General features: G+C 58.8%; 20 protein-coding genes. 15 read left to right on the top strand and 5 right to left on the bottom strand.

All coding sequences use genetic code 11. From position 1 onward, the window contains the following. Positions 1 to 123 precede the first annotated feature (123 nt). On the bottom strand, positions 124 to 348 hold the full coding sequence (locus JOE34_RS06440) for a DUF6555 family protein (RefSeq protein ID WP_003316018.1): 225 nt from the start codon (positions 346 to 348) through the stop codon (positions 124 to 126). A 427-nt stretch (positions 349 to 775) separates the two neighbouring features. Here JOE34_RS06440 and JOE34_RS06435 point away from each other — a divergent pair, with 427 nt between their 5' ends. From JOE34_RS06435 to JOE34_RS06425, 3 genes are all read left to right on the top strand, one after another. After that, positions 776 to 1,657: a manganese catalase family protein gene (locus tag JOE34_RS06435; RefSeq protein ID WP_209995321.1), complete on the top strand. Its 882-nt coding sequence runs from the start codon at positions 776 to 778 to the stop codon at positions 1,655 to 1,657. Positions 1,658 to 1,693: 36 nt separating this feature from the next. Further along, positions 1,694 to 1,891 carry a hypothetical protein gene (locus JOE34_RS06430; protein WP_003432767.1) on the top strand — a complete coding sequence of 66 codons (198 nt, stop codon included), beginning with the start codon at positions 1,694 to 1,696 and terminating at the stop codon, positions 1,889 to 1,891. 105 nt (positions 1,892 to 1,996) lie between these two features. Further along, complete coding sequence (locus JOE34_RS06425) at positions 1,997 to 2,494, top strand: ferritin-like domain-containing protein (RefSeq protein ID WP_032659628.1); 498 nt, start codon at positions 1,997 to 1,999, stop codon at positions 2,492 to 2,494. A gap of 50 nt (positions 2,495 to 2,544) precedes the next feature. Here JOE34_RS06425 and JOE34_RS06420 read toward each other — a convergent pair whose 3' ends face one another. Continuing rightward, positions 2,545 to 2,757 carry a hypothetical protein gene (locus JOE34_RS06420; protein ID WP_209996893.1) on the bottom strand — a complete coding sequence of 71 codons (213 nt, stop codon included), beginning with the start codon at positions 2,755 to 2,757 and terminating at the stop codon, positions 2,545 to 2,547. Positions 2,758 to 2,887: 130 nt separating this feature from the next. On the opposite strand from JOE34_RS06420, the gene JOE34_RS06415 reads away from it, so the two are divergent. The 12 genes from JOE34_RS06415 to JOE34_RS06360 all read left to right on the top strand — a co-directional run bounded on the left by JOE34_RS06415 (position 2,888) and on the right by JOE34_RS06360 (position 14,990). Next, complete coding sequence (locus tag JOE34_RS06415; RefSeq protein WP_209995318.1) at positions 2,888 to 4,339, top strand: iron-containing redox enzyme family protein; 1,452 nt, start codon at positions 2,888 to 2,890, stop codon at positions 4,337 to 4,339. After that, positions 4,336 to 5,283, top strand: coding sequence for a class I SAM-dependent methyltransferase (locus tag JOE34_RS06410; protein ID WP_209995315.1), 948 nt, complete (start codon positions 4,336 to 4,338; stop codon positions 5,281 to 5,283). The genes JOE34_RS06415 and JOE34_RS06410 overlap by 4 nt, the downstream gene beginning before the upstream one ends. 159 nt (positions 5,284 to 5,442) lie before the next feature. After that, a complete protein-coding gene (locus JOE34_RS06405; protein ID WP_032659459.1) occupies positions 5,443 to 5,856 on the top strand; it encodes a VOC family protein in 414 nt (137 codons plus the stop codon). Between the two features lie 274 nt (positions 5,857 to 6,130). After that, positions 6,131 to 6,910 (top strand): ABC transporter ATP-binding protein, encoded by a 780-nt coding sequence (locus JOE34_RS06400; RefSeq protein WP_209995305.1) that lies wholly within the window; start codon positions 6,131 to 6,133, stop codon positions 6,908 to 6,910. A 1-nt stretch (position 6,911) separates the two neighbouring features. Beyond that, positions 6,912 to 7,862, top strand: coding sequence for an ABC transporter substrate-binding protein (locus JOE34_RS06395; RefSeq protein WP_003432756.1), 951 nt, complete (start codon positions 6,912 to 6,914; stop codon positions 7,860 to 7,862). Further along, positions 7,859 to 8,902, top strand: a complete 1,044-nt coding sequence (locus JOE34_RS06390) for an iron ABC transporter permease (protein WP_209995303.1) — start codon at positions 7,859 to 7,861, stop codon at positions 8,900 to 8,902. The genes JOE34_RS06395 and JOE34_RS06390 overlap by 4 nt, the downstream gene beginning before the upstream one ends. Before the next feature lie 183 nt (positions 8,903 to 9,085). Next, positions 9,086 to 10,414, top strand: coding sequence for a UDP-glucose/GDP-mannose dehydrogenase family protein (locus JOE34_RS06385; protein ID WP_046720205.1), 1,329 nt, complete (start codon positions 9,086 to 9,088; stop codon positions 10,412 to 10,414). Next, positions 10,411 to 11,406 (top strand): NAD-dependent epimerase/dehydratase family protein, encoded by a 996-nt coding sequence (locus JOE34_RS06380; RefSeq protein ID WP_046720206.1) that lies wholly within the window; start codon positions 10,411 to 10,413, stop codon positions 11,404 to 11,406. The genes JOE34_RS06385 and JOE34_RS06380 overlap by 4 nt, the downstream gene beginning before the upstream one ends. Positions 11,407 to 11,417: 11 nt before the next feature. Next, positions 11,418 to 12,161, top strand: coding sequence for a glycosyltransferase family 2 protein (locus tag JOE34_RS06375; RefSeq protein ID WP_010422852.1), 744 nt, complete (start codon positions 11,418 to 11,420; stop codon positions 12,159 to 12,161). Beyond that, the gene (locus JOE34_RS06370) at positions 12,158 to 12,442 is read left to right on the top strand and encodes a lipid-A-disaccharide synthase N-terminal domain-containing protein (protein WP_010422854.1); all 285 of its coding nucleotides are present in this window, start codon (positions 12,158 to 12,160) and stop codon (positions 12,440 to 12,442) included. Before JOE34_RS06375 ends, JOE34_RS06370 begins: the two co-directional genes overlap by 4 nt. After that, on the top strand, positions 12,439 to 13,968 hold the full coding sequence (locus JOE34_RS06365) for a glycosyltransferase family 39 protein (protein ID WP_024663797.1): 1,530 nt from the start codon (positions 12,439 to 12,441) through the stop codon (positions 13,966 to 13,968). Before JOE34_RS06370 ends, JOE34_RS06365 begins: the two co-directional genes overlap by 4 nt. Positions 13,969 to 14,009: 41 nt before the next feature. Then, positions 14,010 to 14,990: an SdiA-regulated domain-containing protein gene (locus tag JOE34_RS06360; protein ID WP_024665774.1), complete on the top strand. Its 981-nt coding sequence runs from the start codon at positions 14,010 to 14,012 to the stop codon at positions 14,988 to 14,990. A gap of 158 nt (positions 14,991 to 15,148) precedes the next feature. On the opposite strand, the gene glmS is transcribed toward JOE34_RS06360, so the two are convergent. The 3 genes from glmS to glmU form a co-directional block, all read right to left on the bottom strand. Further along, the gene (glmS, locus tag JOE34_RS06355; RefSeq protein ID WP_010422860.1) at positions 15,149 to 16,984 is read right to left on the bottom strand and encodes a glutamine--fructose-6-phosphate transaminase (isomerizing); all 1,836 of its coding nucleotides are present in this window, start codon (positions 16,982 to 16,984) and stop codon (positions 15,149 to 15,151) included. Between the two features lie 9 nt (positions 16,985 to 16,993). After that, positions 16,994 to 17,761 (bottom strand): DeoR family transcriptional regulator, encoded by a 768-nt coding sequence (locus JOE34_RS06350; RefSeq protein WP_010422861.1) that lies wholly within the window; start codon positions 17,759 to 17,761, stop codon positions 16,994 to 16,996. 336 nt (positions 17,762 to 18,097) lie between these two features. Then, positions 18,098 to 19,465, bottom strand: coding sequence for a bifunctional UDP-N-acetylglucosamine diphosphorylase/glucosamine-1-phosphate N-acetyltransferase GlmU (glmU, locus tag JOE34_RS06345; RefSeq protein ID WP_004403369.1), 1,368 nt, complete (start codon positions 19,463 to 19,465; stop codon positions 18,098 to 18,100). Positions 19,466 to 19,487 lie beyond the last annotated feature (22 nt).

Raw genomic sequence — 19,487 nt, 5'->3', positions numbered from 1 at the left:
TCAGGCGGGAAACAACCGTTCATCTGACAGTCTGGCGACCGTAGACTTTGCAAAAGGGTAATACCGTCGTGCGCCACGGTGACGCACGACGGTAAGCGTCGTATCGAGGTGATCGAGGGCTATTCAAGCCCTCGCCCACTCCACGTTCGACAGACCGAGCTTTTCCGCCTGAGGCTTGCTCAGCTTCGGCACCGGGTCGGAACGGTACTTGGGGATCGCACCGAACCCGGCATCCACTGAAGCCCAGTGCCAGGCCTCTTTGTTGTCCATGGCACCTGCCCTTATGTAGAACGTCTTGTAACTGCCATGCAGCAGGTAATCGATACGGTAGTGTTTTTCATCAGCCATTGGGGTGCTCCTGCTTTGTCGACTCGCAAAACAGATCACAACAGTTTCAAAAAATTCAAAATATTAATACCATCATTTAAATGATGTCATATAGCCATAAGCTATGTGTCCTTATAACTGAACTCTGGGGTTTAGTTGACGATAGAGTTTGTTTATAACAGCGCTTTTCACGCTGTTTCCTACCTTGAACAGTGAGCGCCTACAGGTCAGTCCAAGTAGGCTTCTCCGCCACGATGAACGTCCATTCATCGACGCCGGGGGAATAATCAATTTCTATTGAACTGCAGTTTAAACACCGTCGGTCCTTTTTAAAAAAGTTAGCAGTAACGATCGGGCTCTTCAGTCTCTCATAACCTGTGACTGCGTTGAATCGAGCCCATGCACATGGGTTGACGCTTCCCGAGAGATCAAAGCCTGAGGATACGACATGTTCATGTATAACAAGCGACTTCAATATACCGTACGTGTAGCAAGACCCAATCCTGGACTGGCCAACCTTCTGCTTGAGCAGTTCGGCGGGGCTCAGGGTGAACTGGCTGCAGCCGGACGCTATTTCACTCAAGGGTTGAGCGAAGAAGACCCAGGCCGTAAAGACCTGCTGATGGATATCGCCACCGAAGAACTGAGCCACCTTGAAATTGTGGGTTCCATTATTGTCATGCTCAATAAGGGCGCTAAAGGTCAATTGGCTGAAGGCATCGAAAAAGAAGGCGAGTTGTATCGCTCTATCAACGGTAACGGCAATGACTCACATATCACCAGCCTGCTGTACGGCTCCGGTGCGCCGCTGACCAACTCTGCCGGCGTGCCCTTTACAGCGGCTTATATCGATACCATCGGTGAGCCTACAGCAGACTTCCGTTCCAACATCGCCGCAGAATCCAGAGCCAAGATTGTTTACGAGCGATTGATGAACGTGACGGATGACCCGGGCGTTAAAGAAGCGCTGGGCTTTCTCATGACTCGCGAAATTGCGCACCAGTTGTCTTTTGAAAAGGCCCTGCACGCCATCCAGCCCAACTTCCCGCAGGGCAAACTGCCGGGCATGCAGGAATTCACTAACAAGTACTTCAACATGTCCGGCGAACCCAATGTACGCGGCGCCTGGAATCAGGGCGGTGACTGGGAGTATGTGGAATCGCCACAAGCGGCTGTCGATGGCGGCGATGGTACGGCCTCGGTCACGCTGGATAAAAAGGACACCGAGGTGCTGGAAATGATGAAGGAACGGACCCAGTCCGACCCGGCCGCCAAACCGATCACTGGTGCGGACCTGGGTTCTGGTTTGGTCCAGGGCAAAGATGCCTGAAACGGCAACCCTTGTTTTGCTCAGGAGAATGGAATCATGAAAAAACTCAGCTCCCGTCAACCTCTCACGCCTCGCGACGAGTTAGATAGCGCGTTGACCGACAGGGTGTTTGTAAAAGGGCTTCGTGCCTTCGAGGCCCAGGCACTGCTTGCACGCCGAGGCTTTCAAGTGGTGATGGCGACCAAGGGTTTCGGCGTTGGAACCCTGCTTGAAAACAACCTGCCACGTCGATGATCCCACGGATCATCAGCGGCACGCGCTCCATCCGACTTGTCCACAGGCCAGCAGATAATCAGCTTGCCTGTGGACAAGTCCCTCTTCGCTGAAAAGGGTAAGAACATGACTCGCACGACGATAGAAGATTTGTTCATTCACGAACTGTCAGACGTCTACAGCGCCGAAAAGCAAATTACCAAAGCACTGCCGCGTCTGGCACGTGCTTCGACCAATCCACTGCTGGCAGAAGCCTTCAAGGCTCATCTTGAAGAAACTCAAGGCCAGATCGATCGTATCGATGAACTGGTGGAAGGCGCTGGTCTGAAGCTGAAACGCATGAAATGCGCGGCCATGGAAGGTCTGATCGAAGAAAGCAAGGAATTGCTGGAAGAGATCGAAAAAGGCGCAGTGCTCGATGCCGCGTTGATCGGCGCATGCCAGAAGGTCGAGCATTACGAGATCGCCAGTTACGGCACACTCATCGCAATGGCCAAACATCTGAAGATGACGGAGGCGGCCGCTCTGTTGAGTGCCACGTTGGCAGAAGAAAAAGGCGCAGACGAAAAGCTGACAGCGATCGCCGAACAGGGCGGAACCCAGGCGGCCACTTCGAAAAAGTAATCATTGTTCACAGCGGCAGCCGCATGACGGTCTACAGGGTGTGGATCCCGTCATGCGGTGCAATGGATCTCCAGAATCAGTGCCTTGCCTTCGTCCATCAGCATAGGGTCTTCAGACACTTCAAGGTGCTTGCTTTTTGCGATCGCAGCCAGCGTCTCATTGGCGGCGATGTGATGCGTGACCACCTGTGAAGATGTAAACCCCGACTGAAAATGCATTTTTTCCGCGCAATCATCACCCTCTGGAATAAGCACGATTGCCACCTATCGGTACCCGGAAAATTACGCTGAATTTCCCTGTACCGAGGCACTCACTTATCTACGCTTCATAGAAAAACAGAAAGTCCCGAATGACTGCGTCAACGTGATGTTCAACTGCCGAGGTACGATTTTCATGACGTCTCTTCAAGTGATGACAGGCGATGCCGTCGTCAAAACCGTCGTTGAAGAAGCCCGTTCAAAAACCGTCTATCAATCATGGATGAATGAACGTGCTCCCGAACATCAACACTATGCGGTCCTGTTTCTGAATCACTGCCTCGCCCTGGCCGAGCGGGAACACTGCGACCTTCCGGCCCAGCCTGAAGCGCTTGAACAGTGGATGGAACAGAACGTAGGGGTCGTGGCTGATCAATATGCGCTCTATCTCGAGCAACGCCGCGCAGGAAAACCGAGACGGTTTTTCAAAAGCAAAGCGCACGCGATGTATTTCATTCAGCAAGTTGCACCGACCAAAATGGTCGACGGCGCCTGGCTATACGGATTGCTGCCGCGCTGGGCAGACTACCGCTTTCACGGCCTGATTCGTACGTACCTTGAAGAACTCGGTGACGGCGAGCAGGCGCAGAATCACGTTTCCCTGTATCGGAAACTGCTGGCGGATCTGGACTGCGACACCAGCGCGCCACTGACAGACGACGCCTACCTACAAGGCGCCATTCAGCTCTCACTGGGGCAGTTGAGCGAGCAGTACCTTCCCGAGGTCATTGGTTACAACCTGGGCTATGAACAGCTGCCACTGCACTTGCTCATCACATCATTCGAGCTGAATGAACTGGGCATTGACCCTTACTATTTCACCCTGCATGTGACGATCGACAACGCCAGCACCGGCCATGCGCGCAAGGCTGCGCAGAGCGTCCTGGAACTGATGCCTGTCGGCCAGGAGCGCGACGAGTTTTATCGTCGTGTCGCCAGTGGTTACCGCCTCAATGAGCTGGGCATGGGATCAACTCAGGTGATCCAGTCGTTCGACCTGGAGCAGGAAGTGATCGCCATGCTTGAGCGCAAGCGCACGTTCGGTCAGCACATGCATTCCGACTACTGCCGTCTCGACGGCAAGACCGTCAACGAGTGGCTCGCCGAGCCCGATCAGATCCCGGAATTTCTTGCCGTACTGGAGAATAGGGGCTGGATCAAACGTCACGAAGACCCTCTGCACAGCCGTTTCTGGAAGCTGTTCGAGGGTGCCGGTGCACCGATGTTCGGTGTCTTCAACGGTTATGAAAAACAACTCGTGCATGACTGGATCGCCGGTGAGTGGCTGTCGGATGGCAGCGCTCAACCCACGGTCGGCAAACGGCTTCCGGAAGCCTTTCGCGCGCGTTTCCGCAACCTGCAAGACGGCGCTCAGCCCTCCCCTGCGCTTGCGGTGCCTGCCTCGGCGGATGCTGATCCGGACGTGCGCGAACTGCACAGGAAACTGGAATCTGCGCCCGCCTCGGAGAAGATGTCCACGTTGATCGAAAGCATGTCGCCGGCAAGACACGCGACCGCCGCCGGCCTGCAAGCGACGCGTCTGTTTGTGAGCAGCATGGCCGAGCGTATGACAGGAGCCCACGCATGAGTCTTCCCCTCCCCGACAGCGTCGCGCTGATTGCCTTGGCGCAGCGCCTTGAGACCAGTGGCTATCGCTTTATCACGCCCACACCCCTGACCCATCAACACGTCAATCAACGCCCGGAAAATCGTACTGCCGCGTCACTGCGCGATGTCTTCGGCTGGAGTCGGCTGATACCGGAATCCATGTTGCCGGTAGAAGAGGCCCAAGGCCTGCTGGCTGCCGGTATTCTGGAACGCAAGGAAGATGGCTTGAAAAGCCGGGTGAGATTTTCCAGCCTGGATAATCTGCTATTGGTGCATTCGGCGTTTCCTACCACAGATGAAGACTCGGTATTTTTCGGTCCGGATACCTATCGCTTCGTGCAGTCCATCAATCGTCATCTGCAAGGCACGTCGCACCCGATCAACCGCGCCGTCGACATCGGCTGCGGTACGGGCGCCGGTGCCATGTTGATCGCGGTCGCCCGTCCGCAGGCTCAGGTGCATGCCGTCGACATCAACCCCAAGGCCCTGCATTTCGCCCAAACCAATGCCACGGTCGCCGGGCTGAAGAATATGGAGTGCTGCCACAGCGATATTCTCTCGGGCCTGAGCGGAAATTTCGACCTGATCGTCGCTAACCCGCCCTACATGAAAGACACCCAGCGCCGCGCCTACCGCCACGGTGGTGATGCACTGGGCGCGGACCTGTCCGTGCGCATCGTGCGCGAATCATTGGACCGCCTCACGCCGGGCGGCTCGCTGGTGCTTTACACCGGCGTGGCCATGGTGGGCGAGCACGATCCGTTCTTCGAGGCGGTGCGCGGCGATATCGATCATGCGGCCCTGGCATGGACCTACCGCGAGCTGGACCCGGATGTGTTTGGCGAAGAGCTGCTTGAAGAGGGTTACGAGGACGTGGACCGTATTGCAGCAGTCGAACTGGTAGTCACCCGACGGCCCGCATGACCCACCGAAATATCTTCAATAGTTCATGCTTATAGCGCGCATAAGAACCGAGCATTGGTCAGCCAGTCAGCATCCCGGTGACACTTGCTACGAGCCATCGATCAACACCTTGCTGTTGATCGATGCAGGCTCGTAGCGCACCGAAAAGGATGACGACACATGCCACGCCTGAACAGGATTATCGAAACAGCCCTCTACGTAGAAGATCTGGCGCGCGCCAGTGAATTCTATTCCGGCACCCTTGAACTGGAAGTGATGTTCGAAAGCGCGACATTGGTGGCCTTCAATGTCGGCGGTGTGAGCACCCTGCTGCTGTTCAAGCGTGGCGCGTCACTACAGACGCAGCACCTGAGCGGCGGAGAGATACCGCCCCACGACGCACAGGGCCGGATTCATGTGTGCTTCGCCATCAATGCCGACGAGATGCAACCCTGGGCTGATCGCCTTGCCAGGGCCGGGGTCGCCATCGAAGGCCGCACCGAGTGGCCCAAGGGCGGATCAAGTATCTACTTCCGCGACCCTGACGAAAATCTCGTCGAACTCCTCACGCCCGGCTGCTGGGCGATTTATTGAATCGCCAAGGTCACACGTTGTTCTGCAAAGGTGGGTCAATAAAGCGGGCAATCGAATGTTGATACGCGAGTGTGCTGCACCTCAATTGTTATGTTATAACAATTGAGTGTTTTTAACTCAGCCTTCCCTAGCGATCTTCCCACGCCATGATCAAGCCTGTTTCCCAATCCTTTCCAGTCACCATAAAGCACGCCTTGCAGGCCGGTCAGCACGCTCGGCAATGGATACCGGGTAAGCCGCCCTCGCGGCACATCACTGTAGGCCCGCGTGTTTGATGCTGGCGCTGGAACGCCTCGCGTGGGCACCGGAACAGACGTCAGTCTGCACGCACGAACACTTTGCCTTGAAGGATATCGACCTGCAGATCGCCGCAGGCGAGTTCGTCGGCCTGATCGGGCCCAATGGCAGCGGCAAAACCAGCCTGCTGCGTTGCGCATTCCGCTACAGCCGCCCGCACAGCGGCAAGGTCGCCATCAATGCCCGCGATATCTGGTCCTGCAGCCCGCGCTGGTGCGCCCGGCACGTGGCAGTGGTTGCCCAGGAGTTTCCCGATGCATTCGGCCTGACGCTGCTGGATGTGGCAAACATGGGTCGCGCGCCTCATCAGGGGTTCTTTGCCGCAGACAGTGACCACGACCGCGCAATTGTCCACAACGCGCTGAACGCCGTCGGGCTGGCGGGCTATGAGCAGCATCGGTTCGACACGCTTTCCGGCGGCGAAAAGCAGCGTTGTCTGCTGGCGCGGGCGCTGGTGCAAGAACCCCGATTGATGGTGCTGGACGAACCCACCAACCACCTCGACCCGCGCCATCAACTGGAATTGCTCGGGCTGGTCAAACAGCTCGGCATGGCCACGCTGGCCAGTATTCATGACCTGAACCTGGCGGCGGCATTCTGTGATCGCCTGTGTGTCATTCATCACGGCCGGCTCATTGCGCAAGGCACGCCCAGGGAGGTGCTGACCCCGGAAATGCTGCTCAGTGTGTTCGGCGCCAAGGCGCTGGTCGACAGCCACCCTCTGCGTGACTACCCACGCATCACCTGGATACCCTGACATGAACTGCCTGTCCGCCCGCCTGGCTTTGGCCGCGTTGCTATGCAGCCCGATGGCGCATGCCGCCTACCCCGTCACCGTGCAAAGCTGCGACCGCTCGGTGACGTTCACGGCTGCGCCGCAGCGTGCCGTCAGCAACGATGTGAACCTCACCAAAATGATGGTTGCCCTGGGTTTGCAATCGCACATGGTCGGCTACAGCGGCATCACCGGCTGGAACAAGCCCGACCAGGCGCTGTTGCGCGACCTGGGCAAGCTGCCCGAGCTGTCCAGTAAATATCCGTCTCTGGAAACGCTGCTCAATGCCAACGCCGACTTCTATTTTGCCGGCTGGAACTATGGTATGCGCGTGGGTGGCGATGTCACGCCGCAAAGTCTCGCCCCGCTGGGCATTCAGGCCTACGAACTGACCGAATCCTGCGCCCAGATAATGCCCCGCACCGAAGCGACGCTGGAGGATGTCTACAACGACCTGCTCAATCTGGGCCGGATATTCGATGTGCAGACCCGGGCCGAAACGCTGGTTGCACAGATGCGCCGCAGCGTGAGCGACGTCGAAAAACGCGTGGCAGGCAAATCGCCGCCGAGGGTGTTTCTGTATGACAGCGGTGAAGACCGGCCGATGACCGCCGGGCGCCTGGCCATTCCCCAAGCGCTGATCAGCGCTGCGGGCGGCCGCAATGTCATGGGCGACGTCGCGGCCAGCTGGACCCACGTCAACTGGGAGTCGGTCGTGCAAAGCAATCCCGAGGTGATCGTGATCGTTGACTACGGCGAAGTCAGCGCTGCGCAGAAACAGCACTTTCTTGAAAACAATCCGGCACTGCAATCCGTGGACGCGATCCGCAACCGGCGTTATGTCGTGCTGCCCTATGTGGCGGTGACGCCCGGCATCGACAATGTCACGGCCATCGAAACGCTTGCAGCGGCATTTCATGACGTGAAGCGATGACGCTGGCGCAGTGGCTGACCGAACGGCCGCGTCGTTACCTGGGCCTGTTGATCGCTCTGACGCTTTTGCTGCTGATGTCGTGCCTGGTGTGCATCACCTTCGGCGCGGCCCCCGTGCCCTTGAGCCGGGTGATGGCTATCCTGATGTTCAAAGTCTCAGGCACTGCCGAACACTCACCGCTCTGGACCGCGGGTCAGGAAACCATCGTCTGGCTCATACGCACGCCCCGCGTACTGCTGGGCGCGCTGGCAGGCGCAGGGCTGGCACTGATTGGCTGTGTTCTGCAAGCCGCGACCCGTAATCCGCTGGCCGATCCGCATTTGCTGGGAGCGACCTCGGGCGCCACGCTTGGCGCAGTGATCGTGGTCATGCATGTGGGCGAAGTGTTTGGCATGCTGACATTGCCACTGGCCGCCTTTGTCGGCTCGCTGGTCAGCCTGTGCCTGGTGTTGTGGCTGGCCAGTCACCAAGGCCGCCTGGACAGCCAGCGCCTGCTGCTCGGCGGCGTGGCCGTGTCCTTCGTGATGATGGCAATTGCCAACCTGTCGTTGTTTCTGGGCGACCACCGCGCCAGTTCCTCGGTGCTGTTCTGGATGCTCGGCGGGCTGGGTCTGGCCCGTTGGGAGTTGCTTGCGGTGCCGTTTATCACAGTGCTGTGCGGTTGGATCCTGCTGCAAGGGCTGGGTCGCTCACTGAACGCGCTGATGGGCGGCGACCAGACTGCCGTGAGCCTTGGCCTGCAAGTGCGCAACGTGCGCCTGCTGGTTTTTCTGATCGCCTCACTGATGACCGGCGTACTGGTCGCCCTGTGCGGCTCCATCGGTTTTGTCGGCCTGATGGTGCCGCACATGGCCAGACGTCTGGTGGGCTCGGAGCGTCGACGATTGTTGCCCGTCGCCACCCTTCTCGGCGCATTGTTGATGGTCTGGGTCGACGTCATCTCCCGCACCCTGATCGCCCCCGAAGACCTGCCGATAGGCATTACGACTGCATTGTTGGGAGGGCTGTTTTTCATTTTCATGATGAAGCGCGGTCAGTAATCGGCAACAAGTTCGCTGCAGGCAAACAGGACTGCCCGCGGCCCTTCTGGCTACATGACAAACTTGTGTCATCGTTTCTTAACACCTTTATGACATTTATTTTGCGCTGGTTATTTAAGGCTGCCGACGCACCTGAATACAAACCGGCTCATCCATTCATGCATGAAGCAGAAGGAGCGACACTTGAGAGTGACAGTGTTCGGAACCGGTTATGTGGGACTTACCCTTGCTGCTTGTCTGGCTGAAGTAGGCCATACCGTGTGTTGCATGGACGTCGACAGCAAGCGCATTGACGCGCTGCGCGAAGGCATATGTCCGATATTCGAGCCCGGCCTTGGCGAACTCCTGCGCAATGGCCTGGACTGCAAGAGACTGAGTTTCACGACCGATGAAGTACACGCCAGTCGCTTTGCAGAGTTGCTATTCATCGCAGTCGGTACGCCAGCGCAAGCCGACGGCAAGGCGGACCTGAGCCAGGTGCTTGCCGTACTGCACTCGGTGATCAGACACGCCGAGAGCGCCCCGATCATTGTCAACAAGTCGACCTCGCCAGTGGGCACCGTTGACCGTCTGCTCGCTGAGATCGCTGCCAGTACGCGACGCGATGACGGCTTTGAAGTGATCAGCAACCCCGAGTTTTTCAAGGAAGGCTGCGCGGTCAGCGATTGCCTGCGTCCGGATCGCATTATCGTCGGCGGGGCCAGCCCGCGAGCGCTGGAGCAGATGCGCGAGTTGTATCAGCCGTTCAGTCGCAACCGCGAGAAGTTCGTGGTCATGGATGCGCGCAGCGCAGAGCTGTCCAAATACGCTGCCAACTGCCTGCTGGCGACCAAGATTTCGTTCATCAACGAGATCGCCAACCTCGCTGAACAAGTGGGTGCCGACATAGAACAGGTGCGGCTAGGCATCGGCTCCGACCCGCGCATTGGCTATGACTTCATTTACCCGGGCTGCGGCTTCGGCGGTTCATGCTTTCCCAAGGACTTGCAGGCGCTGATCGGCACAGCCAGCGAGCACGGCGTGGAAACGGCGTTGCTCAACGCTGTGGAACAGGTCAATAGCCGCCAGAAGCACCGCCTGTTTGAAAATATCCACACGCATTATCGTGGTGATCTCAGTGGCAAGGTCTTCGCCGTCTGGGGACTGGCCTTCAAGCCCAATACCGATGACATTCGCGAAGCCTCCAGCCATACCCTGCTTAAAGCGCTCTGGGCAGCCGGTGCCAGGGTTCAGGCACATGACCCTCAGGCACTGGAAGCGGTCAGGCATCATTACGGTGAGCGAAACGACCTGCAACTGGTGCAGTGCAAGCATGATGCTCTGGAAGGCGCAGACGCCCTGGTGGTGGTGACCGAGTGGCAGGACTACCGGGTACTGGATCTGAACCAGCTCGGCGAAAAGCTCGGTGATCGTGTGGTGTTCGATGGCCGCAACCTGTTCGACCCGTCGCAGCTGCGTGAGGCGGGCTTTACCTACTACGGCATTGGTCGTGGCCGGGCGACTCCGGCATGACGGTGCTGGTGACAGGTGCTGCGGGGTTCATCGGCTTTCATGTCGCCAGGCGTCTGTGCGAACTCGGTGTGGAGGTCGTCGGTATCGACAACCTCAACGATTACTACAGCGTCGAGCTCAAGCAATCGCGCCTTGCCATACTCCAGCGCCTGCCAGGTTTCACGTTCCACAGGCTGGACATCACCGACACCGAAGGCCTGTACACCCTCTTCTCGCAAAACGCCTTCGAACAGGTCATTCATCTGGCGGCGCAGGCCGGTGTGCGTTATTCGCTTGAACAACCGAATGTTTACGCCCAATCCAATCTGGTCGGCTTTATCAACGTGCTCGAGGCCTGTCGGCAGTATCGACCGGCGCACCTGATCTACGCGTCGAGCAGCTCGGTCTACGGCGCCAATACGCGCATGCCGTTTCAGGTAGAGGATGCCGTCGACCGGCCGCTGTCCCTGTATGCCGCCACCAAGCGCGCCAACGAACTCACCGCCTACAGCTATTGCCACTTGTACGGCCTGCGCGCCACAGGGCTGCGCTTTTTCACCGTCTACGGCCCCTGGGGCCGGCCGGACATGGCGCTGTTCAAGTTCACAAAAGCCATGCTCGCCGGCCAGTCTGTGGATATCTACAACCACGGCGAAATGGCGCGGGACTTCACCTACATCGACGACATTGTCGAAAGCATCCTGCGCCTGCGTCTGCTGCCGCCCGATGCCGTTGGCAGCGAGCCGCCTCATCAGCTCTTCAACATCGGCCGGGGTCAGCCCGTCAAGCTGCTGGAGTTCGTCGATTGCCTGGAGGCCGCGCTAGGCCTGCGCGCTGAACGGCGCTACCTGCCCTTGCAAGCGGGCGACGTGCTGCAAACCTGGGCTGACGTCAGTGCGCTGAGCCAATGGATCGACTTTCAACCACAGGTCTCGGTCGACACTGGCGTCAGGGCCTTCGTCGACTGGTATCGGGAGCACTATCAGGCCCGGATCTGCGAGCCACTTCAATAACAAGGACTTCCATGACCACGCCCACTTTTCTCTCCGTCGTGATCCCGGCCAAAAACGAAGCCGACAACCTGCCCTGCCTGATAAAAGAGATTTGCACAGCGCTGGACGGGGAACGCTACGAGATTCTGGTCGTTGATGACGGCAGCACAGACGACACCTTGAAAGTGCTGACTCACCTCAAAGACAGCGGATTGACCTTGTTGCGAATCCTGCGCCACGAGCGATCGCTCGGGCAGAGCACTTCGGTCTATCACGCAGCACTGGCGGCCAACGGCACCTGGCTGGCGACCCTGGACGGTGACGGTCAGAACGACCCGGCGGATATTCCCGGGATGTTGGCGCTGGTACGCGCTCACGCAAACGGCTCCGGTGCGATACAGCTGGTGGCAGGCCACCGAGTGAATCGGCGCGATACCGCCAGCAAACGCTGGGCCTCGCGCTTTGCCAACGGCTTGCGCAGCCGGCTTCTCAAAGACGCGACTCCAGACACCGGGTGCGGCCTGAAACTGATCGAGCGAGCCGCGTTTCTGCGTCTGCCGTACTTCGACCATATGCATCGGTTCATTCCAGCGCTGATTCAGCGACATAACGGCCGTATGGTCACGCACCCCGTCAACCACCGCCATCGCCAGGCCGGCGTGTCCAAGTACGGCAACCTGGACCGCGCGCTGGTCGGCATTCTTGATCTGGTCGGCGTCTGGTGGCTGATCCGTCGGACTCGGCTGGATGTTCAGGCACAGGAACTGCGGCCATGAAGCCGGATAACGAGACTTTCTGGCTGATCCTCGGCTTTGTCGGGCAGGCGGTTTTTACCGGACGCTTTGTCCTGCAATGGCTGTACAGCGAATTCAAGAAGCGCAGCATGATCCCGGTGGGCTTCTGGTACCTGAGCATGCTGGGCAGCACGATCCTGCTGGCCTACGCCATTTACCGACAGGACCCGGTCTTCATCGCCGGCCAGGCCTTTGGTCTGCTGGTGTACATGCGCAACCTGCAGCTGATCAGCCGACAGGCTAAGACACCTGAGGAGCAATGACGGTGCGAACTCACCTTTCGCCTCGCCTCGAGGGATGGCTACTGGTCGCGCTGGCCGTTTTACTGGTCGGGGGCGGCCTGGGCGTGCGTCTGCCGCAGAACGTGGACGAAGAGCGGTTTCTCGGCGTTGCCCTGGAAATGCTGCAGAACGGCTCATGGTTCGTCCCGCACCGGGCCGCGCAGATCTATGCCGACAAACCGCCGCTGTTCATGTGGGCGACGGCATTCTTCATTTGGCTGACGGGCAGCCCGAATATCGCGCTTTACCTGCCCGGGCTGCTCTCTGCAGGCGCAACCACCGCAGTCCTCTACGATCTGGGCACCCGTCTGTGGAACCGACGCATCGGTCGGTACGCTGCCTTGTTGTTCCTGGCGACCTATCAGACCTACAGCATCCTGCGCACCGGGCAGATCGACAGTTTTCTGTGCTTGTGGATTGCGCTGGGCTTCTACGGCCTGGTTCGCCACGTGTTGCTCGGGCCGGCCTGGGGCTGGTTCTATTTCAGCTGTGCGGCGATGGGGCTGGGTATTATCACCAAGGGCGTCGGTTTTGTTCCCGCGTTGATGCTGATCCCTTACGCCTATGCCGCGCGTAAAGGTTGGCACGGTGTGGTGGCCATGCCTGCACAGGCCGCGCGCTGGGCGCTGGGTCTGCTGGTGTTATTGCTGGCCTGCTGCCTGTGGCTGGTGCCGATGATTATCTCGGTCGTGCGTGACGGCGGCCCGGAAGGCTTCGCCTATGTGCAGGAAATACTCTTGCACCAGACGGCCAATCGATACGCCAGCGCCTGGGACCACCGCGAGCCCTTCTGGTATTTCTTCGTCAAAGTCATCCCGCAGTATTGGATGCCGCTGGTGTTGGTGCTGCCCTGGCTGATCCCGGCCTGGCGCCGACAGTTGAGCAAGCACGATGGCCGGGTGTTGGTACTGCTCGGCTGGGTGTTGCTGGTGCTGCTGTTCTTCAGCCTCTCCAGTGGCAAACGCAAGATCTACATCTTTCCGGCGCTGCCCGGCCTGGTACTGGTGGCCGCCCCCTTACTGCCCTGGTTGTTGAAACGCTGGTTACATGACCGCGTCAGGGCTCGGCGAATTGTCCCGGTGGTGGTGGTTGTCTGGCTTGGTCTTTGGTTCGCCAGAGGGTTCGTCGAACCCGTCATAGAGGGCCAAAACCCACACAAGGAACTGATGGAGCAGGCCGCTTACGTCACGCAAGGTGCCGATCTGGTGCTGGTCAACTGGCGCGAGGGGCACTGGCTCTATGCACGCCAACCCATTGTGCATTTCGGTTTTGCCAAGCCGTCGGCAACCGAACAGGCCGCCCGCTGGCTAAGAGAACACCCCGGCACCTTTGCGCTGGTGCCAGGCGAGCAACTGGCCAATTGCTTCTTGCCGGAAAAAGCCCGGCCGCTGGGTCAGACCTCCAGAGCTGACTGGTTCATCGTCGATGCCGATGCCGACAACGGCCTGTGTAAACCGGAAAGTCCGATGCAGGCCTATCGTTTCGCCTGGCAGCAAAATGTTGATTAATCCCCCGCCCAGCCGCCCAACACGCGGGAGTGCCTGACGCCATGCAGCTGGAAACGATCAAGGCAAAGCGCCTTACGTGGTCGAACGTCGCACGAAAGCAGGTATCACTCGCACAACTCGTGCTGAGTGCAGGTGCTCTCGGGCTGCTGATCCTGGCCTATTCCGTGTCGACACACTTTCAGGTCCACCAACAGCTGTATCAGTACGGTCGCACCTGGTTAAAGGGCAATACGGCAGCCGACAAGAATATCTGGCTGCCGGATTTCCATGTGGTTATCGACGCCAAACCACTTGCCCCGGACGTCGCCAATATCTCCGGGATCACCTACGACTACGACAATGACCGACTGCTGGCAGTGACCAACAAAGGCCCCATGCAACTGCTGGCGCTGAACGTGAACGGCGACATAATCGCCCGCTACCCATTGATCGGTTTCGACGACACCGAAGGTGTGGCTTATCTGGGCAACGGTCGCATCGTGCTGTGCGATGAAGATCTCCAGCAACTGGACATCATCACGTTGCCGCCGCAGGCACGCCCCATCCACGTCGAGGAAGCTCAGTTCATTGCGCTACTGATCAACCCCAGTATTCATAACAAGGGATTCGAAGGCGTAACCTACGATCCCGCCAACGACCGCCTGTTCGCGATCAAAGAGCGCGATCCACGGCAGATGTTCGAGGTTTCCGGCGTCCTGCGCTCCATCGATCAAGGCCGCCTGCAGATCAAAGTTGCCGACCGGCTGGACTGGATCACGAAAAGTGTCGCTGCACGCGACCTTTCAGACGGCTACTACGATCCGCGAACCGGCCATTTGCTGCTGCTCAGCGACCAGTCGCGCTCGATCACAGAACTGGACAGCAAAGGACGATTTGTCAGCATTCGATCACTGCTGGGTACCTTCTCCGACCTCAAGCACAGCGCCCCCCAACCCGAAGGCCTGACCATGGATCGCGCAGGCAACCTGTACGTCGTCAGTGAGCCGAATCTGTTTTACAAGTTTTCGAAAGTGCCGGAATAGGTAGTGAAGAAACCAGGCCTTGAGGGCGACTTTCGGGGAGTGGGGTAGGGTCTGTTTTGGGAGTATCGCTGGTCGAGTTGATCAGCGAGTTGCGAGGGTTTATCCACAGGGGGTGGTTTTGAGTTTTGAAAAGCCAAAACCTCACCCCTGTGGATAACTCACTCCACCGTCACCGACTTCGCCAAATTCCGCGGTTGATCCACATCCGTCCCCTTCAACACAGCCACATAATACGAAAGCAACTGCAGCGGAATGGTGTACAGAATCGGTGCCAAGGCATCGATGATGTGTGGCATGGCGATGACGTGGGTGCCTTCGCCGTTCTTCATGCCGGCTTGCTCGTCTGCGAATACGATCAACTCGCCGCCGCGTGCGCGCACTTCCTGCAGGTTGGATTTAAGTTTCTCCAGCAGTTCGTTGTTTGGTGCGACGGTGACGACTGGCATGTCGGCATCGACTAGCGCCAGCGGGCCATGCTTGAGTTCGCCGGCCGGGTAGGCTTCGGCGTGGATGTAGGAGATCTCTTTGAGCTTGAGTGCGCCTTCCATTGCCACCGGGAACTGTGCGCCGCGCCCGAGGAACAGGGTGTGGTGCTTCTCGGCGAACAGTTCGGCGACTTTCTCGACCGTGCCGTCCATTGCCAGCGCTTCGCCGAGGCGCGTCGGCAGGCGACGCAGTTCTTCGACCAGTTGCGCTTCGACGCCCTGCTCCAGCGATCCCTTGACCTGACCCAGCGACAGGGTCAGCAGCAACAAGGCGACCAGCTGGGTGGTGAAAGCTTTGGTCGATGCCACGCCAATTTCCGGACCGGCCTGGGTCAGCAGGGTCAGGTCGGATTCGCGCACCAGTGAGCTGATGCCCACGTTACAGATCGCCAGGCTGGCCAGAAAGCCCAGTTCCTTGGCGTTGCGCAGCGCTGCCAGGGTGTCGGCGGTTTCACCGGACTGCGAGATCGAGACGAACAGGGTGTCCGGCTGAACCACCACCTTGCGATAGCGGAACTCGCTGGCCACTTCGACCTGGCAAGGGATGCTGGCCAGGCCTTCAAGCCAGTAACGCGCGACCATGCCCGCGTGGTAACTGGTGCCACAGGCCACGATCTGAACGTTGCGTACTTTGGCGAACAGCTCGGCAGCCTGTGGACCGAATGCGTGGACCAGCACTTGCTGCTGCCCCAGACGACCTTCGAGGGTGCGCTGTACGACCTTGGGCTGCTCATGAATTTCCTTGAGCATGAAGTGGCGGTACTCGCCCTTGTCGGCGGCTTCGGCGCCTTCATGGTATTGCACCACTTCGCGCTCGACCGACACTCCGTCGACGTTCCAGATCTGCACGCTGTCGCGACGGATCTCGGCGATGTCGCCCTCTTCCAGGTACATGAAACGGTCGGTGACCTGACGTAGCGCCAGTTGGTCGGAGGCCAGGAAGTTTTCACCCAGACCTATGCCGACGACCAGCGGGCTGCCACTGCGAGCGGCCAGCAGGCGATCCGGCTGCGCGGCATTGATGACCGCAAGCCCATAAGCACCGTGAAGTTCTTTCACCGCAGCCTTCAGGGCAACCGCCAGATCGGCGGTGTCCTTGAGCTTGTGGTGCAGCAGGTGGACGATGACTTCGGTGTCGGTATCGGATGCGAAGACGTAACCCAGGCCTTTCAGCTGTTCACGCAGCGCTTCGTGATTCTCGATGATGCCGTTGTGGACAACTGCCAGCGTGTTAGCCGAGAAATGTGGGTGGGCGTTACGCTCACACGGGGCGCCGTGGGTCGCCCAACGCGTGTGGGCGATGCCCAGACGGCCGATCAGCGGCTCGCCGGCAAGTGCCTGTTCCAGTTCACTGACCTTGCCCGAGCGACGACGGCGCTCAAGGATGCCTTCGTTGCTGAAGACTGCCACGCCCGCGCTGTCATAGCCGCGGTATTCAAGGCGCTTGAGGCCCTCGAGCAAAATGGCCGTGATATTACGTTCAGCAACGGCGCCGACGATTCCACACATGGTTATCTCCTAGCTGACAGCAGCACAAATCAAATTGATGCCGCGGGCCTGTATCTGATCGCGTGCCTCACTGGACAGGCGATCATCAGTAATAAGGGTGTGGATACTGCTCCAGGGCAGCTCCAGATTGGGGATCTTGCGACCGACCTTGTCGGCTTCGACCATGACCACCACTTCCCGGGCGACTTCCGCCATGACCCGGCTCAAGCCCAGCAGCTCGTTGAAGGTGGTGGTGCCACGCACCAGATCGATGCCGTCGGCACCGATGAACAGCTGATCAAAGTCGTAGGAGCGCAGTACCTGCTCCGCGACCTGCCCCTGAAAAGACTCCGAGTGCGGGTCCCACGTTCCGCCCGTCATCAACAGGACCGGTTCGTGTTCCAGCTCGGTCAGGGCGCGCGCAACATGCAGGGAATTGGTCATGACCACCAGGCCGGGTTGCTGGCCCAGCTCAGGAATCAATGCCGCCGTGGTGCTGCCGCTGTCGACGATGATTCTGGCGTGCTCGCGAATTCTGCAAACCGCAGCGCGGGCGATGGCTTGTTTGTAACGAGAAACCGGCTGACTGCCATCGCTTATAAGCTCGTGAGGAAGCGGCACTGCGCCCCCGTAGCGGCGCAACAGCAGACCGTTGGTTTCAAGCGCAGCGAGGTCCTTTCGAATCGTAACTTCGGAAGTTTCAAAGCGTCTGGCCAAGTCGTCGACACTTACTTCACCTTGCTCGTTGAGCAGGGCGAGAATGTTGTGGCGACGTTGTGGTGTATTACGCTTCGACATGACTGCCTTAAGTTTCGTTTCGAAAGATAACGAAGGCAATAAAAACCTATTTTTGGGGTTTGGTCAAGGTTTCGGGATGGGGCGGCGCAATTTCTATCAGATACTTGTGACACCGGCTTTTGAGCCTGGGGTGTGACGCGGAGCGTCAAGAACGGCATTCCCGCGCTGGAGCGTGAGGAACGATAGGTGTCTGACGGAACGCTATCGTACCCATGCTCCGCGTGGGTATGCGGTTCTGGACGCTCTGCGTCCTGGCTTGAGTGTCAGGTGTGGATAGTTAGGGCCGCGTGCCAATGTTGAGCATTGGCACGCGGGTCATAAGGGGCTGTGGATAACTCAGTCTTTCCTGATTTTCACCGGCCGCTTCCAGCCTTCGATGTTGCGTTGGCGGGCGCGGGCCACGCCAAGTTGTTCAGCAGGCACGTTCTGCGTGATGGTCGAACCGGCTGCAGTCGTCGCACCGTCCAGGATATCCACAGGCGCAACCAGAGAGTTGTTGGAACCGATGAAGACGTCTGCACCCAACGTGGTCTTGTGCTTGTTGGCACCATCGTAGTTACAGGTGATGGTGCCGGCACCGATATTGGTGCGCGCGCCAACTTCGGCGTCGCCCAGGTACGTCAGGTGGCCGACCTTTGCACCCTCGCCGAGGTTCGCATTCTTGAGCTCGACAAAGTTACCCACATGCGCCTTGGCACCCAGCACGCTGCCTGGTCGCAGGCGCGCAAACGGACCTGCATCACTGCCCTCACCCAGGATTGCGCCTTCGATGTGGCTGTTGGCTTTAACGACGACACCCTTGCGCAGGGTGCTGTCCTTGATGACGCAGTTCGGACCGATGACCACGTCATCCTCGATCACGACCTTGCCTTCAAGAATCACATTGATATCGATCAGCACGTCGCGCCCGACGCTGACTTCACCGCGCACATCGAAGCGCGCAGGGTCGCGCAGGGTCACGCCAGCCGCCATCAGACGACGGGCTTCGCGCATCTGGTAATGACGTTCCAGCTCGGAAAGCTGCTTGCGATCATTGGCGCCCTGCACTTCCATCGCGTCGTGGGGCTGCTCTGTGGCAACCACCAGGCCGTCATTAGCCGCCATGGCAATCACGTCGGTGAGGTAATACTCACCCTGGGCATTGTTGTTGGACAGCCGCCCTAGCCAGTCAGCGAGATGAGCGGCAGGCACCGCGAGAATTCCGGTATTACCTTCGGTGATAGCCTTCTGTGCGTCGCTCGCGTCCTTATGCTCGACGATGGCACAGACACGATTCTGATCGTCGCGAACGATACGGCCGTAACCGGTCGGGTCATCCAGCGTAACGGTCAGCAGACCCAGTTGCTGCGGATTGACCAGTTCGAGCAGGCGCGAAAGCGTTTCCACTTCGATCAACGGTACATCGCCATAAAGAATCAATACGGTGTCAGCCGTCAGCGCGGGCAGCGCCTGAGCAACCGCATGGCCGGTACCGAGTTGCTTGTCCTGCATCACGAAATTCAAGTCATCGGCTGCCAGCTGTTCACGCACGGCATCAGCGCCGTGCCCGATCACGACGTGTATTCCACTTGGGGATAACTGACGTGCGCTGTGGATAACATGACCCAGCATGGAATTGCCGGCCACGGGGTGCAGAACCTTCGGCAGCGCGGAACGCATCCGGGTACCTTGGCCAGCAGCGAGAATAACGATATCGAGAGACATGATAGGACTACCAACTGAGCGG

This window comes from Pseudomonas sp. PvP028 (genome assembly GCF_017832255.1).
In the GTDB taxonomy this organism is placed as follows: domain Bacteria; phylum Pseudomonadota; class Gammaproteobacteria; order Pseudomonadales; family Pseudomonadaceae; genus Aquipseudomonas; species Aquipseudomonas syringae.
The sequence above is the reverse complement of the archived record's forward strand: the minus strand, read 5'-3'. Positions and strand labels throughout refer to the sequence as shown.

Bases quoted from the DNA above. Each gene is read 5' to 3' on its own strand.
- JOE34_RS06440 (WP_003316018.1), bottom strand. From the start codon at position 348: ATGGCTGATGAAAAACACTACCGTATCGATTACCTGCTGCATGGCAGT.
- JOE34_RS06435 (WP_209995321.1), top strand. From the start codon at position 776: ATGTTCATGTATAACAAGCGACTTCAATATACCGTACGTGTAGCAAGA.
- JOE34_RS06430 (WP_003432767.1), top strand. From the start codon at position 1,694: ATGAAAAAACTCAGCTCCCGTCAACCTCTCACGCCTCGCGACGAGTTA.
- JOE34_RS06425 (WP_032659628.1), top strand. From the start codon at position 1,997: ATGACTCGCACGACGATAGAAGATTTGTTCATTCACGAACTGTCAGAC.
- JOE34_RS06415 (WP_209995318.1), top strand. From the start codon at position 2,888: ATGACGTCTCTTCAAGTGATGACAGGCGATGCCGTCGTCAAAACCGTC.
- JOE34_RS06410 (WP_209995315.1), top strand. From the start codon at position 4,336: ATGAGTCTTCCCCTCCCCGACAGCGTCGCGCTGATTGCCTTGGCGCAG.
- JOE34_RS06405 (WP_032659459.1), top strand. From the start codon at position 5,443: ATGCCACGCCTGAACAGGATTATCGAAACAGCCCTCTACGTAGAAGAT.
- JOE34_RS06400 (WP_209995305.1), top strand. From the start codon at position 6,131: ATGCTGGCGCTGGAACGCCTCGCGTGGGCACCGGAACAGACGTCAGTC.
- JOE34_RS06395 (WP_003432756.1), top strand. From the start codon at position 6,912: ATGAACTGCCTGTCCGCCCGCCTGGCTTTGGCCGCGTTGCTATGCAGC.
- JOE34_RS06390 (WP_209995303.1), top strand. From the start codon at position 7,859: ATGACGCTGGCGCAGTGGCTGACCGAACGGCCGCGTCGTTACCTGGGC.
- JOE34_RS06380 (WP_046720206.1), top strand. From the start codon at position 10,411: ATGACGGTGCTGGTGACAGGTGCTGCGGGGTTCATCGGCTTTCATGTC.
- JOE34_RS06375 (WP_010422852.1), top strand. From the start codon at position 11,418: ATGACCACGCCCACTTTTCTCTCCGTCGTGATCCCGGCCAAAAACGAA.
- JOE34_RS06370 (WP_010422854.1), top strand. From the start codon at position 12,158: ATGAAGCCGGATAACGAGACTTTCTGGCTGATCCTCGGCTTTGTCGGG.
- JOE34_RS06365 (WP_024663797.1), top strand. From the start codon at position 12,439: ATGACGGTGCGAACTCACCTTTCGCCTCGCCTCGAGGGATGGCTACTG.
- JOE34_RS06360 (WP_024665774.1), top strand. From the start codon at position 14,010: ATGCAGCTGGAAACGATCAAGGCAAAGCGCCTTACGTGGTCGAACGTC.
- glmS (WP_010422860.1), bottom strand. From the start codon at position 16,984: ATGTGTGGAATCGTCGGCGCCGTTGCTGAACGTAATATCACGGCCATT.
- JOE34_RS06350 (WP_010422861.1), bottom strand. From the start codon at position 17,761: ATGTCGAAGCGTAATACACCACAACGTCGCCACAACATTCTCGCCCTG.
- glmU (WP_004403369.1), bottom strand. From the start codon at position 19,465: ATGTCTCTCGATATCGTTATTCTCGCTGCTGGCCAAGGTACCCGGATG.